16 protein-coding genes are annotated in these 18,309 nt (G+C 70.0%); 3 read left to right on the top strand and 13 right to left on the bottom strand.

The features are described 5' to 3' along the window. Positions 1 to 8: 8 nt before the first annotated feature. Complete coding sequence (locus tag AB0B45_RS39380) at positions 9 to 635, bottom strand: TetR/AcrR family transcriptional regulator (protein WP_358141811.1); 627 nt, start codon at positions 633 to 635, stop codon at positions 9 to 11. A 545-nt stretch (positions 636 to 1,180) separates the two neighbouring features. Here AB0B45_RS39380 and AB0B45_RS39375 point away from each other — a divergent pair. Together AB0B45_RS39375 and AB0B45_RS39370 are read left to right on the top strand one after the other, a co-directional pair. Next, positions 1,181 to 1,579 (top strand): hypothetical protein, encoded by a 399-nt coding sequence (locus AB0B45_RS39375; protein ID WP_358141808.1) that lies wholly within the window; start codon positions 1,181 to 1,183, stop codon positions 1,577 to 1,579. Positions 1,580 to 1,756: 177 nt separating this feature from the next. Further along, complete coding sequence (locus tag AB0B45_RS39370; protein WP_358141805.1) at positions 1,757 to 3,472, top strand: serine hydrolase; 1,716 nt, start codon at positions 1,757 to 1,759, stop codon at positions 3,470 to 3,472. Between the two features lie 56 nt (positions 3,473 to 3,528). On the opposite strand, the gene AB0B45_RS39365 is transcribed toward AB0B45_RS39370, so the two are convergent. From AB0B45_RS39365 to AB0B45_RS39320, 10 genes are all read right to left on the bottom strand, one after another. Then, positions 3,529 to 4,506 carry an endonuclease/exonuclease/phosphatase family protein gene (locus AB0B45_RS39365; RefSeq protein ID WP_358141802.1) on the bottom strand — a complete coding sequence of 326 codons (978 nt, stop codon included), beginning with the start codon at positions 4,504 to 4,506 and terminating at the stop codon, positions 3,529 to 3,531. A gap of 104 nt (positions 4,507 to 4,610) precedes the next feature. Continuing rightward, positions 4,611 to 6,233, bottom strand: coding sequence for a bifunctional NAD(P)/FAD-dependent oxidoreductase/class I SAM-dependent methyltransferase (locus tag AB0B45_RS39360; RefSeq protein WP_358141799.1), 1,623 nt, complete (start codon positions 6,231 to 6,233; stop codon positions 4,611 to 4,613). Positions 6,234 to 6,313: 80 nt separating this feature from the next. Beyond that, on the bottom strand, positions 6,314 to 6,898 hold the full coding sequence (locus AB0B45_RS39355) for an ATP/GTP-binding protein (protein WP_358141796.1): 585 nt from the start codon (positions 6,896 to 6,898) through the stop codon (positions 6,314 to 6,316). Continuing rightward, positions 6,879 to 7,244 (bottom strand): DUF742 domain-containing protein, encoded by a 366-nt coding sequence (locus tag AB0B45_RS39350; RefSeq protein ID WP_358141793.1) that lies wholly within the window; start codon positions 7,242 to 7,244, stop codon positions 6,879 to 6,881. Before AB0B45_RS39350 ends, AB0B45_RS39355 begins: the two co-directional genes overlap by 20 nt. Beyond that, positions 7,244 to 7,669, bottom strand: a complete 426-nt coding sequence (locus AB0B45_RS39345; RefSeq protein WP_358141790.1) for a roadblock/LC7 domain-containing protein — start codon at positions 7,667 to 7,669, stop codon at positions 7,244 to 7,246. The genes AB0B45_RS39350 and AB0B45_RS39345 overlap by 1 nt, the downstream gene beginning before the upstream one ends. Further along, positions 7,666 to 10,092, bottom strand: a complete 2,427-nt coding sequence (locus AB0B45_RS39340) for a nitrate- and nitrite sensing domain-containing protein (RefSeq protein WP_358141787.1) — start codon at positions 10,090 to 10,092, stop codon at positions 7,666 to 7,668. The genes AB0B45_RS39345 and AB0B45_RS39340 overlap by 4 nt, the downstream gene beginning before the upstream one ends. 238 nt (positions 10,093 to 10,330) lie before the next feature. Continuing rightward, positions 10,331 to 10,918: an ATP/GTP-binding protein gene (locus AB0B45_RS39335; RefSeq protein WP_358141784.1), complete on the bottom strand. Its 588-nt coding sequence runs from the start codon at positions 10,916 to 10,918 to the stop codon at positions 10,331 to 10,333. After that, positions 10,899 to 11,276 carry a DUF742 domain-containing protein gene (locus tag AB0B45_RS39330; protein ID WP_358141781.1) on the bottom strand — a complete coding sequence of 126 codons (378 nt, stop codon included), beginning with the start codon at positions 11,274 to 11,276 and terminating at the stop codon, positions 10,899 to 10,901. The genes AB0B45_RS39335 and AB0B45_RS39330 overlap by 20 nt, the downstream gene beginning before the upstream one ends. Beyond that, complete coding sequence (locus AB0B45_RS39325) at positions 11,273 to 11,689, bottom strand: roadblock/LC7 domain-containing protein (protein WP_358141778.1); 417 nt, start codon at positions 11,687 to 11,689, stop codon at positions 11,273 to 11,275. The genes AB0B45_RS39330 and AB0B45_RS39325 overlap by 4 nt, the downstream gene beginning before the upstream one ends. Next, positions 11,686 to 13,977, bottom strand: a complete 2,292-nt coding sequence (locus tag AB0B45_RS39320) for a nitrate- and nitrite sensing domain-containing protein (protein ID WP_358141775.1) — start codon at positions 13,975 to 13,977, stop codon at positions 11,686 to 11,688. The genes AB0B45_RS39325 and AB0B45_RS39320 overlap by 4 nt, the downstream gene beginning before the upstream one ends. A gap of 212 nt (positions 13,978 to 14,189) precedes the next feature. On the opposite strand from AB0B45_RS39320, the gene AB0B45_RS39315 reads away from it, so the two are divergent. After that, complete coding sequence (locus AB0B45_RS39315; RefSeq protein WP_358141772.1) at positions 14,190 to 15,224, top strand: terpene synthase family protein; 1,035 nt, start codon at positions 14,190 to 14,192, stop codon at positions 15,222 to 15,224. Here AB0B45_RS39315 and AB0B45_RS39310 read toward each other — a convergent pair. Further along, a complete protein-coding gene (locus AB0B45_RS39310; RefSeq protein ID WP_358141769.1) occupies positions 15,221 to 16,765 on the bottom strand; it encodes a prenyltransferase/squalene oxidase repeat-containing protein in 1,545 nt (514 codons plus the stop codon). The genes AB0B45_RS39315 and AB0B45_RS39310 overlap by 4 nt on opposite strands. A 46-nt stretch (positions 16,766 to 16,811) precedes the next feature. Then, a complete protein-coding gene (locus AB0B45_RS39305) occupies positions 16,812 to 18,179 on the bottom strand; it encodes a cytochrome P450 (protein WP_358141767.1) in 1,368 nt (455 codons plus the stop codon). Between the last annotated feature and the right edge of the window lie 130 nt (positions 18,180 to 18,309).

Genomic DNA, 18,309 nt, shown 5'->3' with positions numbered 1-18,309 from the left:
TGCCGGGATCACCCATCCGCGATCGAGCGTGGCAGCAGCCGGATCCCGGGTCGCCTGGATCGCCCGTCCGAGGGCGGGTCAGGGCGGCCGGAGCCCTGGTCGAGCAGCACGGCGGCCATGGCGCGGGCACGGTGCGCGGGCGTCGTCGTCCGCTCGCGCAAGGCCGTGACCATGGCGCCGTCCATCAGCAGGACGAGCTCGCGCGCCAACCCCTCCCCGCCGGGATGCCCGCTCTCGGCGAGAAGCTCCACGACATAGGAGGTGACCCGCTCCTTGTGGGTGGCGGCGACCCGATGCGCCGCACTGTCCGGATCGGCGGTCGCGACCATGGCGTTGATGAACGCGCACCCCCGGAAGTCCGCGCGCGCGAACCGCTCGGCCAGCGCGTCGAAGACGTTCAGCGCCTCGCCGCCCAGCGCGGTCACCCGCTCGGCCAGCCAGGTCCTCCACGCCTGGTCGCCCCGCCGCAGCACCGCCACGACCAGGTCGTCCTTGCCGGGGAAGTGCCGGTAGAACGAGGCCCGCCCGACCCCGGAGCGGCCCAGGATGCGCTCGACCCCGACCGCTCTGACCCCCTCGGCGTAGAAGAGCTCCTCGGCGGTGACGAGCAGTCGTTCGCGGGCTCTGGTCGGCATGAATCCACGCTATAGAGATCTTGACCTCGACGGAACTGTTCGGTACCGTCCGGTCGAGCTGATCAGGTTGTTAATGTCCGGGCCGTATTATGCGGTTCCGGACAGCCTGGTAGTGATCGAGTTGGGAGTGCCGTGCGGGTTTTCGACCAGTTGGGCATGAAGGACAAGCTGATCGGAGCGCTCGCGGCGCTCACCGTCGCCGGCGCCGCCGCCGCGACGGACGACGGCCGCCATCGCGGCTGATCGGAGCCGGATTCGCACGTGTCGTACGGCAGGCGGAAAGCCCATCGGAGTCTCCTCCGATCTCGTCGTACGGCAGGTGCCGAGACGCCATACTCGGGGACATGCATGACTGCCCGCGTCAGGGCTCGTACGAGGGAATGTTCGGCCACACGGGGGCAGGCATCACCTTCGGCAGGGGCTCGTTCGATCTTGTCGCGCGCCACGCGGCAGGACACCGGACGCGGGGTACGCGTGGACGTCCGTCACAGGGGTCCATGTACGGGGCTGCCCGCTCAGGTCGGGCACAGGAAACAGGGGGATACATGGTTATGCAGCTGTATGTGACCGAGCCTGACGCGCTCGGATCGACGCTGGAGACGTTAGCTCAGGAGTGGTCGGCACGGACGGGCGTCGTGGTCGAGATCTGGGCGCTGCCCGCGTCTCCTGTACCGGGTGAGGTGGGGGAGGCCGTCCGCTACACCATCAAGGCTGTGTTCGGCCAGATCGAGACGTATGGCGGGGCGCGGAGGGTGTCGATCGCCGTCACGTCGGGGGACTACGGGCTCAGACTGACCATCAGCCATGACGGTGAGGGCTTCCCTGTGCCGGCGAGCCAGCGATTCGCCGTGCCTGTGACACGGTTCGCGGCGCTGCGCGGCAAGTTGACCGTCAATGACGTCCATGGAGCAGGCACCACCATAACCGGCGCGATTCCGCTGTAACCCTCGCGGTGGGTGGAGGCGAGAACAACCGCATGCCGCCCTCCACCCACCGCACCGCCCGAGCCCCCGCCACTGACCGTCCACACGCAGGTACCACGCCTCTTCACGATGGCCCTCCCAGACGGGGAAGCGCCCGGTAGCCGTGTGAACTGCGAAAATACCGGTTACCTACTAAAGGTGAGACGGTGGCGAAGGCGTGCGGGCCTGGCGGCCGCGGGCGCGGGGGTGTTGCTGATCACCGCCTGCGGCGCCGGTGGCATGGTGACGACGGCCGGGCGGTTCGGCGCGTCGGCCACCGGAGGCCTCCCGGTGACGTCACAGACCCCACGGGCCGCACAGACCCCGCCGACCTCACCGACTCCGCCTGCGTCGACGACCGCCACGACGCCCGTTCCGAAGCTATCCGCGGCCCCGCCGGCCCAGGCGGCGCCCTCGCTCACCCGGGCGCAGATCGACGGCGCCGTCGCCCGTCTCGACGGGGTCATCCGCGACACGATGGCCAAGACCGGCGTGCCGGGCCTGTCGGTCGCCGTGGTCCACCAGGACCGTACGCTGTATCTGAAGGGATACGGTGTACGGGGCGTGGGCGACCCCCAGCCCGTCGGCCCCGACACGGTGTTCCAGCTCGCCTCGGTCTCCAAGCCCCTGGCCTCGACCGTGGTCGCAGGGGTCGTGGGCGGCGGGACGGTCGCCTGGGACGACCCCGTGATCAAGCACGATCCGGGGTTCTCGCTCAAGGACCCATGGGTGAGCAGGCACGTCACCCTGGCCGACCTGTTCGCCCACCGCAGCGGTCTTCCCGACCACGCGGGCGACCTGCTCGAAGATCTCGGCTACGGCAGGCCGTACATCGTCGGGCACCTGCGCTACGAGCCGCTGGCGCCGTTCCGCGCGAGTTACGCCTACACCAACTTCGGGCTGACCGCGGCGGCGGAGGCGGTGGCGCAGGCCCGCGGCGTCACATGGGAGGAACTGTCGGCCCAGGTGCTGTACCGGCCCCTCGGCATGAAGTCCACCAGCTCGCTCTTCTCCGACTACGCCAATGCGCCCGACAGGGCCTTCCTGCACGTCAAGGTGGACGGCCGCTGGGAGGCCACGTACACCCGCGACCCCCAGGCGCAGTCCCCGGCAGGCGGCGCGAGCTCCACGGCCCGGGACATGGTCGCCTGGATGCGGCTGCAGCTCGGCGACGGGAAGTTCGGCAGCAGGACGGTCATCGACGCGGCCGCCCTCGACCAGACGCACCTGCCGCAGATCGTCTCCATGCCGCCCCGGGCACCGTACGGCGAGGCCGGGTTCTACGGGCTCGGCTGGAACGTGAACTACGACGCGCTGGGACGGCTCCGGCTCAACCACTCGGGCGGCTTCGATCAGGGCGCGGCCACCACGGTGACGCTGCTGCCGACGGAGGGACTCGGCATCGTGGTCCTCACCAACGGCGAACCCGTCGGCGTGCCGGAGACCGTGGCCGAGATCTTCTTCGACATCGCACAGCACGGCAGGCAGACCGTCGACTGGCTGCCCCTCATCGGCAAGCTGTTCGCGAAGATGGACGTGGCCGGGCGATCGAAGATCGACTACACCCGGCCTCCCGCCGACGCCACACAGGCGCACGCCCCCGACGTGTACGTGGGGACCTACGACAACGCCTACTACGGGCCGATGCAGGTCACCTCCACCCAGGACGGGCTGGTGATGCGGCTCGGCCCCCAGGGGATGGCGTTCCCGCTACGCCATTACGACGGTGACACCTTCAGCTACGTCACCCAGGGGGAGAACGCGGTGGGCCTGTCCGGCGTACGGTTCACCGTGCGAGAAGCGGGGCAGGCGACCGCGGTGACCGTCGAGCACCTCAACCAGAACAGCCTGGGCACCTTCATCCGCCGCCGGTGAACCCCCGCCCGCGCCTCAGCCTCCAGGCGTGACCTGCCGGGCGTCGTCCGGCGGTGTCACGGCAGGCGGAGTTCGGCGAAGACGGCGCGGTGGTCGGTCCGGGGGACGTCGCGTACCTCCACCCGTGCCACTCCCACCCGCCGGTCCGCCAGCACGTGGTCGATGGTGATCAGTGGCGGGATCAGCCGCCCGTGCGGCCACGTCGGCGTCAGCCCCTTGCCCGCCGTCTCGGCCGCGTCGATGTAACCCTTCCCGAGCAGGCCGCGCAGCGCACTGTGGTCGATGCTGGCGTTGAAGTCCCCGGCCAGCACGCGCACCACGTCGGGCGACGGCGGAGGCATCGCCGCGAGCGACGCGTTCCATTCGGTGGCCATCCGCCCCAGCGGCGGGTTCGGGTGGATCGCCACCACCTGGGCCTGGGCGCCCGACGGCAGGGTCACGGTGGCCGCGGGCATGTGATGGCCGATCGGCGTGAACAGCCCCTTCAGCTCGGTCAGCGGGTGCTTGGCGAACAGGCCGCTGCCCGTCGCGCCCCACGCGGGCTGGAGCACGCGGTACGGCATGAGCGTGTCCAGCCCCGCCTCGTCGAGCCGCCTGACCGTCTCGGGCGCGAGTTCGAGCGCGCTGAACACGTCCGGGTCGAACTCGCGTACCAAGGAGACCACCGACTCGGCGTCGGCCCGAGAGAACAGGTTGATCGACAGCACCTTGAGCGCCGGTCCCCGCGCGGTCAGCGGGTCGGCGAAGGCGCGCGGCAGCACGACCGCGGCCAGCGCCACGCACGCGGCCAGCGCCGGCACGGCGGCTGCCCTCCTGCGGACGGCCAGCACCACCGCCACGACCACGCCCACCACCAGCGCGTACGGCGTGAGCGTCATCAGCTGGGTCAGGAACGATCCACGTTCCAGCCCGAAGACCCTGACGACGGCCCAAGCGGCGATCAACGCCGCCACCAGCCACGACATCCACCGCCCGCGCCCGCGGCGCGGCGCGGACCCGGACACCCGCTGGGCCTTCTCGGCGGTGATGCTCACGCTAACCCCTTGCTTCGCTTCTCCCATGAGAGCGTCGGGGACAGAAATGAAAGGCGGATGAACCGCCGGCGCGAGGGAAGAACCAGCCCAACCGCGAGGACCCGTCAGCCGGGGAGCCGGCGGACCCTCACCACATTGTCCGTACGGCTGGCGGGGCGTCCGTCCGGTCCCGTCTGGATCCGTTCGTGCTCCTCGCACAGCTGCACCTCCCATCGCCCCTCAGGAAGCTCGAGGGACGACAGCACCTCCTCCGGCTTGGGCAACCGCAGCTCGGAATCGTGATGCCACGGTCCTGTGTCCGAGTGTCCGACGATCAGCAGCACTCCGCCTGGCGCGACCGCCGAGACCGCCCTCCGCAGGATCCTCTCCCGAGGCATCTCCGTGAAGCTGTGAAGGAAATGCGTGGACACCAGGTCGAAGGTGCCCTCAGGGAAGGACTCGCCGAGATCGCGCCGCTCCCACTCCACCAGGGCGGCGACGCCCTCCGCGGCGGCCTGCGAGGCCGCGCGGTCGAGGGCGACGCCGGAGATGTCGACGCCGGTCACCCGCCATCCCCGCCGGGCGAGCCAGATCGCGTCGCCACCTTCCCCGCATCCCAGGTCGAGCGCCCGCCCAGGCTCCATGCCGGTGACCTCGCGGACCAGGATGTCGTTGGGCTTCCCGCTCCACACCCTGTCGCTCTGGTCGTAGCGGGCGTCCCAGAAGGTTTCGTCCGATGAGTGGCGAGCGGCGGCGACGGCTCGGCGCGTCTCCTCGGCGATCAGGTCGGCGTTGATCGCCGCCCCGGCCCTGACGCCGGCGCCCGCCGCGCCGATGACCTGCTCGACGAGGGAGGTGACGTTTCCCGCCACCCACACGCCCGGCACCGCCGTCGCTCCCGAAGGGTCGGCGGGGATGTGGCTGCCGATCACGTGCCCGCCCGTCTCCTGGTCGACCGGCTCGAGTCCCAGACCGGGAATGACCCGGGCGGTGAGCCGAGCGGCCACCACGAGCGCCTGGCAGGGGACCACGGCGCCGTCGGCCAGCCGTACTCCCGTGAGCGCGTCGTCCTTCACCTTCAGCTCCGCCACCTGCCCCGCCACCACGGTGATGCCGCGGGCGGAGAGCTGCTCGTCCTCGCCGAGCCCCTCCGTTGTGTGCAGGAAGAGCGTCACGTCCGCGCTCCACTGCCGCCACATCAGCGCCTGGTGGACGGCCAGCGGCCCGGTGGCCAGGACGCCGATCCGCTGGTCTCGCACCTCCCAGCCGTGGCAGTAGGGGCAGTGCAGCACGTCGCGCCCGAACCGCTCGGCCAAGCCCGGCACGTCGGGCAGCTCGTCGACCAGGCCGGTCGTCACCAGGAGCCGTTCGGCCGCGACAGCGGACCCGTCGTCGAGCACGACGCGGAATCCGCCCGCGTCCATGCGCTCGGCGGTCACGACGGTGCCGTTCACGATCTCGCCGCCGTAGCCGATCACCTCCGCGCGGCCCTCGGCCAGCAGTTGCGCGGGCGGCATGCCCTCGCGGGTCAGATAGGTGTGGACGTGGGCGGCGGGCGCGTTGCGCGGCCGTCCTGCGTCGATCACCAGCACCGAGCGCCGCGCCCTGGCCAGCGTCAGCGCGCCGCTCAGCCCCGCCGCACCGCCGCCGACGACCACGACGTCATACCGCCGCTCGGCCCGCTCGTCGGAGCCCGAGCCCGGGCTCGCGCCCTGGGCTGTTCCGATGTGTTCCGTGTGCGTTGTCATATGGCTGCCTCCGTTCGCCGGAGAGCATGCGCCATCGGCACACAGGACGGCAAACATCGTTGCCGGAACGGCAACAGCCGTCAGGGGGCGTGCAGCAGCCGGCGTTGGAGCGCGTGGTCGATCAGGCCGATGAGCATGTCGCGGCTGGAACCCTTGTCGCGCGCGTCGCACAGCAGGATCGGGATGGCCGGGTCGAGCTGGAGGGCCAGCCTGATCTCCTCCACCTCGAACTGGTCGGCCCCCTCGAAGCAGTTGACCGCCACGATGAAAGGCGTGCCGCGCCGCTCGAAGTAGTCGACGGCGGCGAAGCAGTCGGCCAGCCTGCGGGTGTCGGCCAGAACGACCGCGCCGAGCGCGCCGAGCGCCAGCTCGTCCCAGAGGAACCAGAAACGCTCCTGGCCCGGTGTGCCGAACAGGTAGAGCACGTAGTCGGTGTTCAGCGTGATGCGCCCGAAGTCCATGGCCACGGTGGTGGAGCGCTTGGCGGAGACGCCTGAGACGTCGTCCACGCCGACGCCGCGTTCGGTGAGCAGTTCCTCGGTGCGCAGCGTTCGCGTCTCGGAGACGGCGCTGACCATGGTGGTCTTGCCCGCGCCGAAACCGCCCGCGATCAGGATCTTGACCGCGTTGGGCATGCGGCGCCGTTCAGAGAGAGCGAAGACCATCGAGTACCGCCTTGTAGACCTGCGGGTCTTGGATGTCGGTGTCGGGTTGGGGGTGCTGCACGTCGATCAGGTCCTGCTCCAGGAGGTCGCCGAGCAGGACGCAGATCGCGCCGGGCGGCAGGTCCAGGTGGGAGGCCAGTTCGGCCACCGCGATCGGAGCCCTGGACAGCCGCAGGATCGCCGCGTGTTCGGGGTCGAGCCCCAGAGCGGGCTGTCCGGCCACCGCGATCGCCTGGGTGATCAGGTTGAAGGCGCCACGGGCCGGTTGGGTGCGCCCCCTGGTGATCACGAAGGGGCGCAGCAGGCTGGGGTCGATCTCGTGCTCGGGCGGGCCTGAGCGGGTCATCAAGCGACCTCACCTTCTCCCAGGTCGGTGCCGTTGAGGGAGGTGAGGCGTTCGTTCGTGGACAGGTGTTGACCGACCTTCGCGATGAGCATCTCCATCTCGTAGGCCACGTGGCCGAGGTCGGCATCGTGGGCGGTGAGCGCGGCGAGACGGGCACCATGGCCGGCGACCGTCACGCGCAGGATCAGCCGTTGCCATTCCACGAGCGTCTGCTTGACCTGGCCGCCGCCCGCGTAGTCGGTGGCGGCCTTGGCGAGGCTCTGCAGGCTGGCGGCGACGGCCGACAGCCGGGTGGCGTCGGCGGGTTCCAGGCCGTCGGAGGCGGCGAGCAGGAGCCCGTCGCTGCTGAGGACGATCGCGTGCCTGATGTCGGTGACCCGTTTGGTCAGGTCGTTGAGCAGCCAGTTCAGCTGGGTCGTGGTCATGTCGACTCCTGGTCGCCGTAGTGGTCGCGACCGCTGAGCATGCGCTCGGCGGCGGCGCGGCCGCGGACGGTGCCCCGCTGGAGGGCCGCCAAGCGGATGCGCAGATCGTCCTCGTCTTCGGCGATGCCCGGTACGGGCTCGTCGGGCCGCGCGTCGGCGGCGGAGGGGGATGGCGGGTCGCGCAGTTCGGGAACGATGCTGGTCTGGGGCACGCGCAGGGGGAGGCCTCCAGGGGTGAGGAGTGGCTGGTCGGTGCTCGGGGCAGGCGCGGGGGCCGGGGCCAGGGCCGGGGTGGGGGCCGCCAAGGGCGTCGAGGCAGGGAACGGCCCCGGCGGAGCCGACGGCTGCCGCTGGGGGAGCGGAGGCGCGGGCGCCGTCCGCTGCGGGAGAGGATTCGCGGGCGCCGGGCGCTGCGGAGGCGGGGCGGTGGGCGTCTTCCTCCGGCGGACCGGCAGGACGGGGGGCTCCTGCGCGCTCGGCGCGAAGGCCGTCTGCGAGCTCGGCGCGGGAGCCTCCTGCGGGCGCGGCACGGGCACCGGCGCCCTCCGCGGGGCGACGGCCGGCTCGAAGAGATCGCTCTCCTCGGGCTCCGGCAGCAGCTCGAGTGGCACGAGGACCACCGCGGCCACTCCACCGTACGGCGAGGGCTTGAGCGTCACGAGGATGTCGTGCCTGGCCGCGAGCCTGCTGACGACGTAGAAGCCGAGCCGCGCCGCCGTACCGGTGATCTTGAATTCCGGCGGGTCGGCGATCTGCCTGTTGGCCTCGGCCAGCTCGGCGGAGGACATGCCGAGACCGCGGTCCTCGATCTCCAGCACGTACCCGTTGGCCACGTGCTGCCCGCTCACCGTGACGGTGGTGGTGGGCGGGGAGAAGGACACGGCGTTGTCGATGAGCTCGGCGAGCAGGTGGGTGAGGTCGCCGACGGCCTTGCCGAGCAGGTGGCTGTCGTCGAGCGGGGTGATCGAGACCCTGCGGTAGTCCTCGACCTCGGCCAGCGCGCCGCGTACCACGTCGAGCAGCGGGACCGAGCGCCGCCACGTTCTGGCCGGTGTGGCGCCGGCCAGCACGAGCAGGTTCTCGGCCGCGCGCCTGGTCCTGACGACCAGGTGGTCCAGCGCGTACAGGTCGGTCAGTTCCTGAGGGGTGGTGGCGCGGCGCTGCATGACGTCGAGCGCGTCGAGCTGCCGCTTGACCAGCCCCTGAGTACGGCGGGCGAGGCTGGTCAGCGTGTTGCGGGTGCTCAGCCGGAGCTCGGCCTGCTCGACCGAGACCCTGATCGCGGTCTCCTGCACGGTGTTGAACGCGCGTGCCACCTCGCCGATCTCGTCGGGGCCGAACGCCAGCGGCGGCGCCTCCTCGGCCAGGTCGACGTTCTGACCGTGGCTGACCCGCTCGACCACGGCAGGCAGCCGCCGTTCGGCCAGGTCGAGCGCCGCCGCCCGCAGGCGGTTCAGTTGGGCCAGCAGCGACCTGGTGGTGGTGACCGCGAGCACGATCGAGGCGATGACAGCCACCAGTCCGAGCCCGCCTGCGATCAGGAGACGGATGAGCACGCCGATCGCGACCGGTACCGCCCGGTCGACCAGGCGGTCACCGCCTGTCTGGATCACAGTGTCTAGACCGGACAGCGCCCCGTCGGCGGCGGCCCGCCACTCCTGGGCACTGATCGGGGCCTCGCCAACCGTGGGGTCGGCGGCCGCCATGGCCTGCTCCAGCGTGCGCAACTGGGTCAGGGACGCGCCCGACCGCCACTCGCGGAAGGCCTGCCGGTCCGCTGCGGGTAGTGCGGAGGCGGCCTGCTCCAGGGTGTAGGTGGCGATGGCGCTCGCCTTGGTCACCTCGGATTGGTCCTCGCGGGTGAAGCCGTCGTCGGCGAGGACGCCGCTGACAAGCGCGTCCTCGCGGGACAGGAGCTCGCGGGCCGTGCTCATCGCCGCGAGTGTCCTGCCGTCCTTGACGAGCTGCTCGTCGCCGAGCGCGGTCAGCGCCGTGTCGTACATGTCGTAGAAGCTGTTGATCAGACTGTCATAGGCGGCCTGCGCCTGCCGGCGGTTCTGCTGCCCGGCGTCGATGCTCTGGCGCAGCTTGGGCAGGGTGGCCAGCTGCCGCAACACCTCGCGGGAGCGGATGTTGAGCGAGTCGGAGGCGGCCCATTGTGCCGTGGTCGAGCGGGCGGACCCGTCGAACGCTTGCCGTAGCCGGTCGTTCTCCTCGCGCTGGGCGCGCAGCTGCTGGTGGGCGGCCGATCCTGAGCCGAGGGCGGTGATGGTGAGACGTCGCTCGCGCTGCAGACCTTTCAGCAGGGGCTCGCTGGGCTGGACGACGTTCGCGTCGATCGTGGTGGTCCACAGCAGGTTGACGCCGTCGGCGATGGTGACCCATGCGCTGAATCCCCAGAGGGCGACCAGGGAGACGAGCATCGCGACGATCTTGCTACGGACCCGTGTTGCCCGCCATCGCCGGTGCTTGCTGTGGCCCGCCGAGGCCCTGCCAGGGCCGCGTAATGACCGCGGTTGTCGCACACCAGGGGAATGTGGCACTCGGCACACCTTAGCGATCAGACAAATATCGCTCAAGATCTTCTGTGATTTGTGTCAGATCCCCGGTGGATGAGGTCATCCGCAATTCCATCGGCGCGTGCGGCGACGAGGCGGGCCGTCAGGTGCCGACCAGCTCCGCCCGCAGTTTGGCGGAATGCCCCACCAGCGTGATGAGCACATCCCGGCTCGACTTCCGCTTCCTGGCGTCGCACATGACGATCGGGACCGACGGGTTGAGCTGGAGTGCCAGCCGAACCTCGTCGAGCTCGTACGATGGCGCGCCATCGAAGGCGTTCACCGCGACCACGAACGGTGTGCCGCGCCTTTCGAAGTAGTCGATCGAGGGGAAGCAGTCGGCCAGGCGCCGGGTGTCGGCGAGGACGACGGCGCCCAGCGACCCCTCGGCCAGCTCGTCCCAGACGAACCAGAACCGCTCCTGGCCCGGTGTGCCGAAGAGGTAGAGCACGTAGTCGGTGCTCAGTGTGATGCGGCCGAAATCCATCGCCACGGTGGTGGTGCGCTTGGCCGTCACGCCCGAGGTGTCGTCCACGCCGACGCTGCGGTCGGTGAGGATCTCTTCGGTCCGCAGCGGCTTGATCTCGGAGACGGCGCCGACCATGGTCGTCTTGCCGGCACCGAAGCCGCCCGCGACCAGGATTTTGATCGCGGTCGGCATGCGCGGGCGATCAGAGCGAGCGAAGTCCATCAAGCACCGCCCTATATGTGTTCATGTCGTTCATGTCCGCCTCATAGTGGGGTTCTTGCGCGGAGACGAGACTCCGTTCGTACAGGTCGCCCAGCAGCACGCGGATCGTGTTGATGGGAAGATCCAGATCCGCGGCGATCTCGGCGACGGACTTCGGTTGGCGGCACATCCGCAGGATCGACAGGTGCTCGGGATCGAGCCCGGCTCCAGGACCGGGGGAAGGCCCCATCGACAGTGCCATGGAGATCAGGTCGAACGTGCCGCTGGCGTGCTGGGTCCGCCCACGGGTCACCACGTAAGGTCGAATGATCTCCGGGTCGACCCAGTCATCGTTCGCGGGCTCGTCCGGCCTGCTCACCGCTCGCTCCCGGCAGGCGGGTGGGCGGTACGCGCCTCCGAGCTGAGGTACTGGCCGACGCGGGTGACAAGCATGGCCATCTCGTAGGCCACCAGGCCGATGTCGGCGGTCTGCCCGCAGAGCACGGCCAGACAGGCCCCCTCCCCAGCCACGCTGACGATGAGGAACCCGGACTTCCACTCGATGACCGTCTGCCGGACGGCGCCGCCGTTCACCTGCTCCGCGACGCCTCTGGCCAGACTCTGCAGCCCGGAGGCCACGGCTGACAGGTGCTCGCCGTCGGTGCGCTGCAGTTGCGCGGAGGTGGCCATCAGCAGCCCGTCGGAGGAGAGGACGATCGCGTGGTCGGTGTCGTTGACCCGGCCGATCAGATCGTCCAGCAGCCAGTTCAGATCAGGGCTGGTGGTTGTCACGTGTCGTCTCCCGACCGGTCGTCCTGCATGAGCCTGGCTGCCTCGGACCTGCCGAGCCGGCTGCCCAGCTGCAGTGATCCCATCATCGCGCGGATCTCCTCTGGCGAGCGCGGGTCATCCTCCTCCTCTTGGGCGGACGGTGCGGATGAAGCCTCGTCGCGCAGGGCGGGAGCGAGGTTGGCCTGCGGCACCCGAAGCGGCAGCCCTGACGGGGTGCGGCCGGCCGGTTCGGGCTTGGGCAGGTCGGGCGCGGAGGGGGCCTCGACGTCGGCGGCCGGTGGCGCCGTGCGAGGCGGCGGCGCCGCGAACGTGTCAGGGCGCGCGGCCGGGCGCATGGTCGGGCGGGTGTCCGGACGCGAGGTCGGGCGGGTGTCCGAGCGCGTGGTCGTGGTCATCGCGGTCTGCCTGCGCGGCAGGCTCGCCGGCGGCTCGTCCTCCGTCCGCGCCGGGTCGGTCTCGACGAGCTCTCGCGGGAGCAGCACAATGACCGTTGTTCCGCCGTACGCCGAGGCTCTCAGCACCACCTGGATCCCGTGGCGTTCGGCCAGGCGGCTGACCACGAACAGGCCCAGCCGTGCGGTGGTCCCTGTGATGCGGAACTCGGGCGGGTTGGCGATGCGCTCGTTGGCCGCGGCCAGGTCGTCGGGCTTCATGCCGAGACCGCGGTCCTCGATCTCCAGCACGTAGCCGTTGGCCACGAGCTGCCCGCTGACCTGGACGTTCGTGTAGGGCGGGGAGAAGGAGGCGGCGTTCTCGATCACCTCGGCGAGCAGGTGGATGACGTCACCGACGGCCCTGCCCACCAGCACGACGTCGCCCATCGGCAGGAGCGACACCCGGGTGTAGTCCTCCACCTCGGCCAGGGCGCCGCGAACCACGTCGACCATGGGCACCGAGTTGCGCCACGTGCGCGCGGGGGAGGAGCCGGAGAGCACGATGAGGTTCTCCGCGTTGCGCCGCATGCGGATGGCGAGGTGGTCCAGCCGGAAGAGCTCCTTCAGGTCCTCGGGGTCGGTCTCTCGCCGCTCCATGACGTCCAGCACGTTGAGCTGCCGGTGCACCAGACCCTGAGTGCGGCGGGCCAGGCTGAGCAGGATGTCGCGGATGCTCTGTCGCAGCGCCGCCTGCTCGGCGGCGATGCGGATGGCGGTCTCCTGGACGGTGTTGAACGCCTGACCGACCTGGCCGATCTCGTCGGTGCCGAACTCCAGTGGCGGCGCCTCGACGGCGAGGTCGACGTGCTCGCCGTGACCGATGCGTTCGACCACCCTCGGCAGCCGCTCGTCGGACAGCTCGTGCGCCGCGTCGCGCAGCTTCTGCAGCTGTGCGAAGAGCGCTCGGGCCGTGGTGACGGACAGGACGATCGACGCGATGACCGCGATGAGTCCCAGGCCGCCGGCCAGCGCCAGCCGTACGATGACACCGGCCGCGACGGGCGTCGCGCGCTCGACGACGCGGTCTCCAGCACCGAGCACCAAGGTGTTGAAGTCGGCCAGGGCCTGCTCGGTCGCGGCCTTCCACTGGTCGGCGCTGAACGGGATGCCCTCGGCGGCGGCGTTCTGCTCGGTGAGCAGGGTCTCCAGATGTGCCAGCCGGGTGAACGCGGGGCCATTGGCCAGCTTCGTGTAGGCGGCCCGGTCGGAGTCCGGCAGCTCGGCGGCGGCCTGCTCGGCGACCACACGCCAGGCGCCCGCGGTCTTCGTGAACTGCGTGTGCTCCCTGACGCTCAACCGTTCTTCGGCAAGCGCTCCAGCCAGCAACGCGTCCTCTGTGGCGAGAATCTCTCGCGCCCTGCTGAGAGCCAGCAGGGTACGGATGTCCTTGGCGACCGTCTTGTCATCGAGCGTCGCGACCGAGCCGTACATCCGGTAGAAGGAATCGATGACATCGGCGTAGGCCACGCTCGCCGCGATCCGGCTCATGGCTCCGACGTCGACGGCCTGCCGGATCGTGGCGAGGTTGCCGAGCTTCGCCAACACCTCGGTGAGCCGCTTCTCCCCGTCGTCATCGGTGGCCCACTCGACGATGCCCGCGCGTGCGGACTTCTCGAAGTCGGCTCTGGCGCGGTCGGCGATCTGGCGCTGGCTCTGCAGCTCCTTGCGGGAGCGGGAGGAGCGTTCGCCCAACTGGATCATCGACGCTCTGCGTTCGCGCTGGAGCTCGACGAGCAGCGGCTCGCTCGGTCCGACCACGCTGCTGTCGAGCTGTGCGACCCAGAGCAGGTTGACACCCTCGCGCAGCGTGACCCAGGCCGCGAATGCCCACAGTGCTGTCAGGGAGAGGAGCAAAGCCGTGACCTTGGTCCGCAGACGTGTATTGCGGAGGCGCATAGAACCTACTCTGCGAAGTCATGTGAGGGGCTGACCACCGGGACGAGCAGTGGCATACCGGCGCCGACGACCCGGGCACCTTAGCAAGGATCACGATCATGATCAAGTAATGGTTTTCCGGTCAGTTACGTTGTTTGTCAAACAAGATCGGGAATGGCTAGGCTCGATGGGTGAGCGGCCCGAGCCCTGAAACTTACTTCGGCATCCGCAACGACCTCGCGGACCGCTTACTCAAGGGATCGCACCAGCTGGCCGGCGTGCCCAGCCAGGACCGCGGCGTCGTCCTACGGGCCGCGCTGGGCGCGGTACCCGAGGCGGCGGCACTCCTGCGCCCCTATCCGGTCCTGTTCGCCGATGGAGAGGGCTCGGCCAGCAGACTCGCCTTCAGCTGCCTGTCGGCCGCGGCCACGTTTCCGCGCGCGCATCGAGATCAGATCGCCGACCTCGGGGCACTGACCGCGATCCTGTTCGGCGTCGACGACATCGCTGACAGCATCGCCGGGCAGTGGTCCGAGCATGACTTCGCGGCGTTCTTCGCCGAGCTTCCCGCGATCCTCTCCGGCGACGCGAACGCGGACCCTTCCGGGGGCCCCGCGGGCCAGATCCTGGCCGCCTGGGCTCAGTGGTGCGCCCGGTTCCACGGATACGCCGGCGCTGCGCTCCACGCGCCGAACCTGGCACGGCAGCTGGAGCTCGCGGGCGCGGCCATGACCAAGGAGCGCGCCTGGGCCTCGGCAAGGCAGCCGTGGCCATCGTATGAGGACTATCTCGCCAACGGGATGCTCACCATTCTGTACCCCACGTGGTGGTCGGCGGCCCTGGCCATCTGCGGCCCGGTCCTCGCCGACGCCGCGCATTGGACGTCGATCGAGCCGGTGACGCATCTCGGCGCGTCGTGCGTGCGGCTGGCCAACGACATAAGGACGTTCGAGCGGGAGAAGGTCGAGGGTAAGCCCAACTCCATCAGCATCCTGGAGAGGGCGGGCATGAGCGCGGCGTCGGCGGTCGCGCGGGTCGCCGCCCACATCGACGAGCTCGAGGTGGCCTTCGAGGCCGAGCTCGTCGATGTGCCCGCCGAGTTGGAGAAGATCGCGGAAGGGCAGCGCAGGAGCGTGTCGTTCAACGGCCGGTGGTACATGGCCAGGGACACCCACGCGTACACCGTTCACGACCTGTCCCGTGACGTGGAAGGCCACGCGGGCTAGGCCCATTGGGCCAGGTGCGACGAGGCGAGTACCGCGGCGCGCACGACGGCGACCGGCGTGTACAGGTCCTTGTCGTGCCACAGGGGAGGATGGTTCGCGCCCGACGAGCGCATCAGGTAGGCGTGGCCGCGGGCTGCCGCCTCCGCGGACCGGGGATCGGCGCTGCGCCGACGGGTGAGCAGCAAGGTCATCATGGCGTAGGCGGTCTCCTCCGCGGTGCCCTCCCACCGTCCCCAGGAGCCGTCGGGCCGCTGACCGGCCAGCACCCAGTCGACGGCCCCCCGCACGGCGGCGGCCGAAGCGTCGCCGCCGAACTCGTCGAGGGCGAGTGCGCAGCCGGCCGTGGCGTAGTACGGCGAGGCGTGCCACCTGTCGATCCAGCTTCCGTCGGCCCGCTGCCGGCCGCGGATCCAGGCCGCTACGTCGGCGATGGCCTCGCCGTATCGGGCGGCGGCGCCTGGCCGGCAGACGACGTACTGGCCGAAGGCGTCGAGCACGTGGGCGTTGACGCTGACCGAGCACCCCTGCTCGCCTGGCCAGGTGGAGAAGTGTGTGCCGGAATGGAACGCCCACAGGCTGTCCGGCTCGTACGGCATGTCGAGCAGTGCCAGCGCGTACAACGCCACGGAGGTCGTGTCGGCGTCGGCCGGCAGCCCAGGTCCCGCGGAGGCTCCGGCGGGGCCGATCGCCGCTCTGAGGTCCGCCACCATCTCCGGTGGCACGTCGACGGGCACGCCCGCGCGGACCAGCCAGCTCAGCACCCAGCCTCGCTCGAACACCGTGATGGGCACTCCGACGGGCACGGGACCGCCATGGCGACGGGCCAGCGCCTCGAGGTGCCCGCGGGCCGGGTCGTCCGGGTCGCGTGCCCCCCGATCTCCCAGCCAGGCGGCGGTGGCGGCAGGCGAGGCCCCGATGGTGCCGATAGCCGTCGGCCGGACCGAGGCGGCCCCGATGGCCGCAGGGCCCGCGACCTCCAGAGCGTGCAGCAGTTTTTCCGGGACCTCCGCCCCTGACTCGATCCACGACCTGACCAGCGTGATCGTGTCGTAACTCATGCCGTGGGGGAGGGGCAGCGGCGGCGGCCGGCCCGGCAGGTCTTCCAGGTGCCGGTTGATGAGAGCGACGAGCGAGGGCACGATGTGCTCGATCGCCGGCATGTCGGGCAGCTCCTGTCGCCCGCTCAGCCAGCCGGCCAGGACGCGCAGGCCACCGTCGGCGGCGTCCCTGATGCTTTGCCGTTCGATGTCGTAATCGTCGCGCAGCAGCGCCGACAGGATCGCCTCGGTGGCGCTGAGCGTCGGCACCAGCCCGTATCCGTCGGGCGCCCCCCAGCTGCCGTCCTGCCGCTGGGCGGCCAGCAGGTAGCGGATCCGCTCCTGGTGACCGATCAGCCAGGGAGCAAGGGTGACCAGGCGGCCGGTCTCGTAGGTCGACAGGGAGACCTGGCCCCAGGGCTTGTGCATGAGACCAGTCAGCAGCGCGTCGGCGGCCGAGGTGACGCTCTCCGTCTCATGAGCCGCGATCTCTCCGATGCTCACACGCCCACCTTGGCCGGACGTTTCTTCCTGGTTCGCGCGCTCATGCTCATCGGCTCCGGTTGATCGGCAGCAACTTCAGCATGAGCTTCTCCTTCGGCCGCACCGATGCCCCCGGCACGGGGGTGAGGCGCTGCGGGTTGGTCAGCACCGGTCGGTACCTGCTCAGCAGGTTGGCGATCACCAAAGGGGCCATGAGGTAGAACAGGTGCTGTCCGAGGCAGACATGCGGGCCCGCGCCGAAGGGGAAGAAGGCATAGCGATGCGGGCGATGGTTCCGCTCCGGCGCCCAGCGCTCCGGGTCGAATTCGAGCGGTCGGTCCCAGAACTCCGTGAGCCGGTGGCTCGTGTACGGGCTGACCAGCACCTGCGAGCCCGCCTTGATCCGGATCCCGCCGATCTCCGTGTCCGCGACCGCCTGACGGGGGATGATCCACCCCGGCGGATAAAGGCGCACCAGTTCCTGTAAGACCATGCGGAGATATCTGAGCTTCGCGACATGCGCCGGCCGGACCTGGCCCTCGCCCACTACCTCGTCGATCTCCTCCTGCAGCCTCGCGTTCACGTCCGGATGGTCATGCAGTACCGACCACAGCCAGGTCAACGACATCGCCGTGGTCTCCGAGGCGGCGCCGTAGATGCTGACCAGGTCGTCGCGGACCTGTCGCAGGTCCGCCTGGCCGTCCTGCTCGATCCTGGCCCTGATCAACGCCGAGACCACTTCGTTGGTGCCTGTGTCCTGCTCGCGCGCCCGTTCGACCAGAGGGTAGACGATCTCGTCGATCTTCTTCGCGGCCGCGAGGAACGCCCGGTCCCCTGGCACCCTGATGGAGTAGGGAGCGAAAGGAAAGAGCAGTCGGAAGGCGATCGACGTGGCGCACGTGGCGAACTCGGGCGTGAGGCGCTCGGCGATGTCTGGGGAGATCCGGCCGCCGAAGAGCACCTTGATGACGGTCTGGTTGACGATCGTCGTCATCTGGGATCCGCCGTCGACCGGCCGGCCGGTCCGCGCGTGGTCGTCGAGTTCGAGGACGCAGTCGGCGATGATGTCGGCCATGTCCTCGCCCAGTGAGGCGATGTACCTCGCGGTGAACAACGGCTGAAGGATCTTCCTGCTGGACGCCCAGCCCTCACCCTCGCCCAGGATGCTCTGGCCGGTCACACGCCGCAGCGGTCGCCAGAACATCCCCTCGCGCACGAAGTTGGGCCAGTCCGTCTTCAGCACCTGCTGGACATGGTCGGGATGTGAGACCAGGTAGGGCCGGAAAGGGCCGATGTCCAGCCGGACGATCTGCCCCCCTGCCTCGGTGCCCATCTTGGCCAGCTCGGTGACGGGATCCTTCATGAGCCGGGGGACGGCCCGGTAGAAGGGGAGGACGCGCGGTCCCGTCACGGCGGTGTCCCTGTCAAACGACATGGCGACGATTCCCCACTTTGAATACGTCTCAAGCACCATGCGCCAGAAGAGTCACTCTTCCGACATCAGTCACTCTTTGCTTCCGAAGTATCACATGATCATCGATACCTGTTCAAGATGGGGCAACGGT

The organism is Nonomuraea sp. NPDC049152 (assembly GCF_040648355.1).
In the GTDB taxonomy this organism is placed as follows: domain Bacteria; phylum Actinomycetota; class Actinomycetes; order Streptosporangiales; family Streptosporangiaceae; genus Nonomuraea.
Note: the sequence above shows the minus strand (reverse complement) of the source record. Positions and strands in the feature narration are given on the sequence as shown.

What these genes read in the sequence shown, in the direction of transcription:
- AB0B45_RS39360 (WP_358141799.1), bottom strand. Translation starts at nt 6,233, where the DNA reads ATGACAACGCACACGGAACACATCGGAACAGCCCAGGGCGCGAGCCCG.
- AB0B45_RS39340 (WP_358141787.1), bottom strand. Translation starts at nt 10,092, where the DNA reads ATGCTCGTCTCCCTGGTCGCCCTCTGGGGATTCAGCGCATGGGTCACC.
- AB0B45_RS39350 (WP_358141793.1), bottom strand. Translation starts at nt 7,244, where the DNA reads ATGACCCGCTCAGGCCCGCCCGAGCACGAGATCGACCCCAGCCTGCTG.
- AB0B45_RS39335 (WP_358141784.1), bottom strand. Translation starts at nt 10,918, where the DNA reads ATGGACTTCGCTCGCTCTGATCGCCCGCGCATGCCGACCGCGATCAAA.
- AB0B45_RS39345 (WP_358141790.1), bottom strand. Translation starts at nt 7,669, where the DNA reads ATGACCACGACCCAGCTGAACTGGCTGCTCAACGACCTGACCAAACGG.
- AB0B45_RS39380 (WP_358141811.1), bottom strand. Translation starts at nt 635, where the DNA reads ATGCCGACCAGAGCCCGCGAACGACTGCTCGTCACCGCCGAGGAGCTC.
- AB0B45_RS39305 (WP_358141767.1), bottom strand. Translation starts at nt 18,179, where the DNA reads ATGTCGTTTGACAGGGACACCGCCGTGACGGGACCGCGCGTCCTCCCC.
- AB0B45_RS39375 (WP_358141808.1), top strand. Translation starts at nt 1,181, where the DNA reads ATGGTTATGCAGCTGTATGTGACCGAGCCTGACGCGCTCGGATCGACG.
- AB0B45_RS39355 (WP_358141796.1), bottom strand. Translation starts at nt 6,898, where the DNA reads ATGGTCTTCGCTCTCTCTGAACGGCGCCGCATGCCCAACGCGGTCAAG.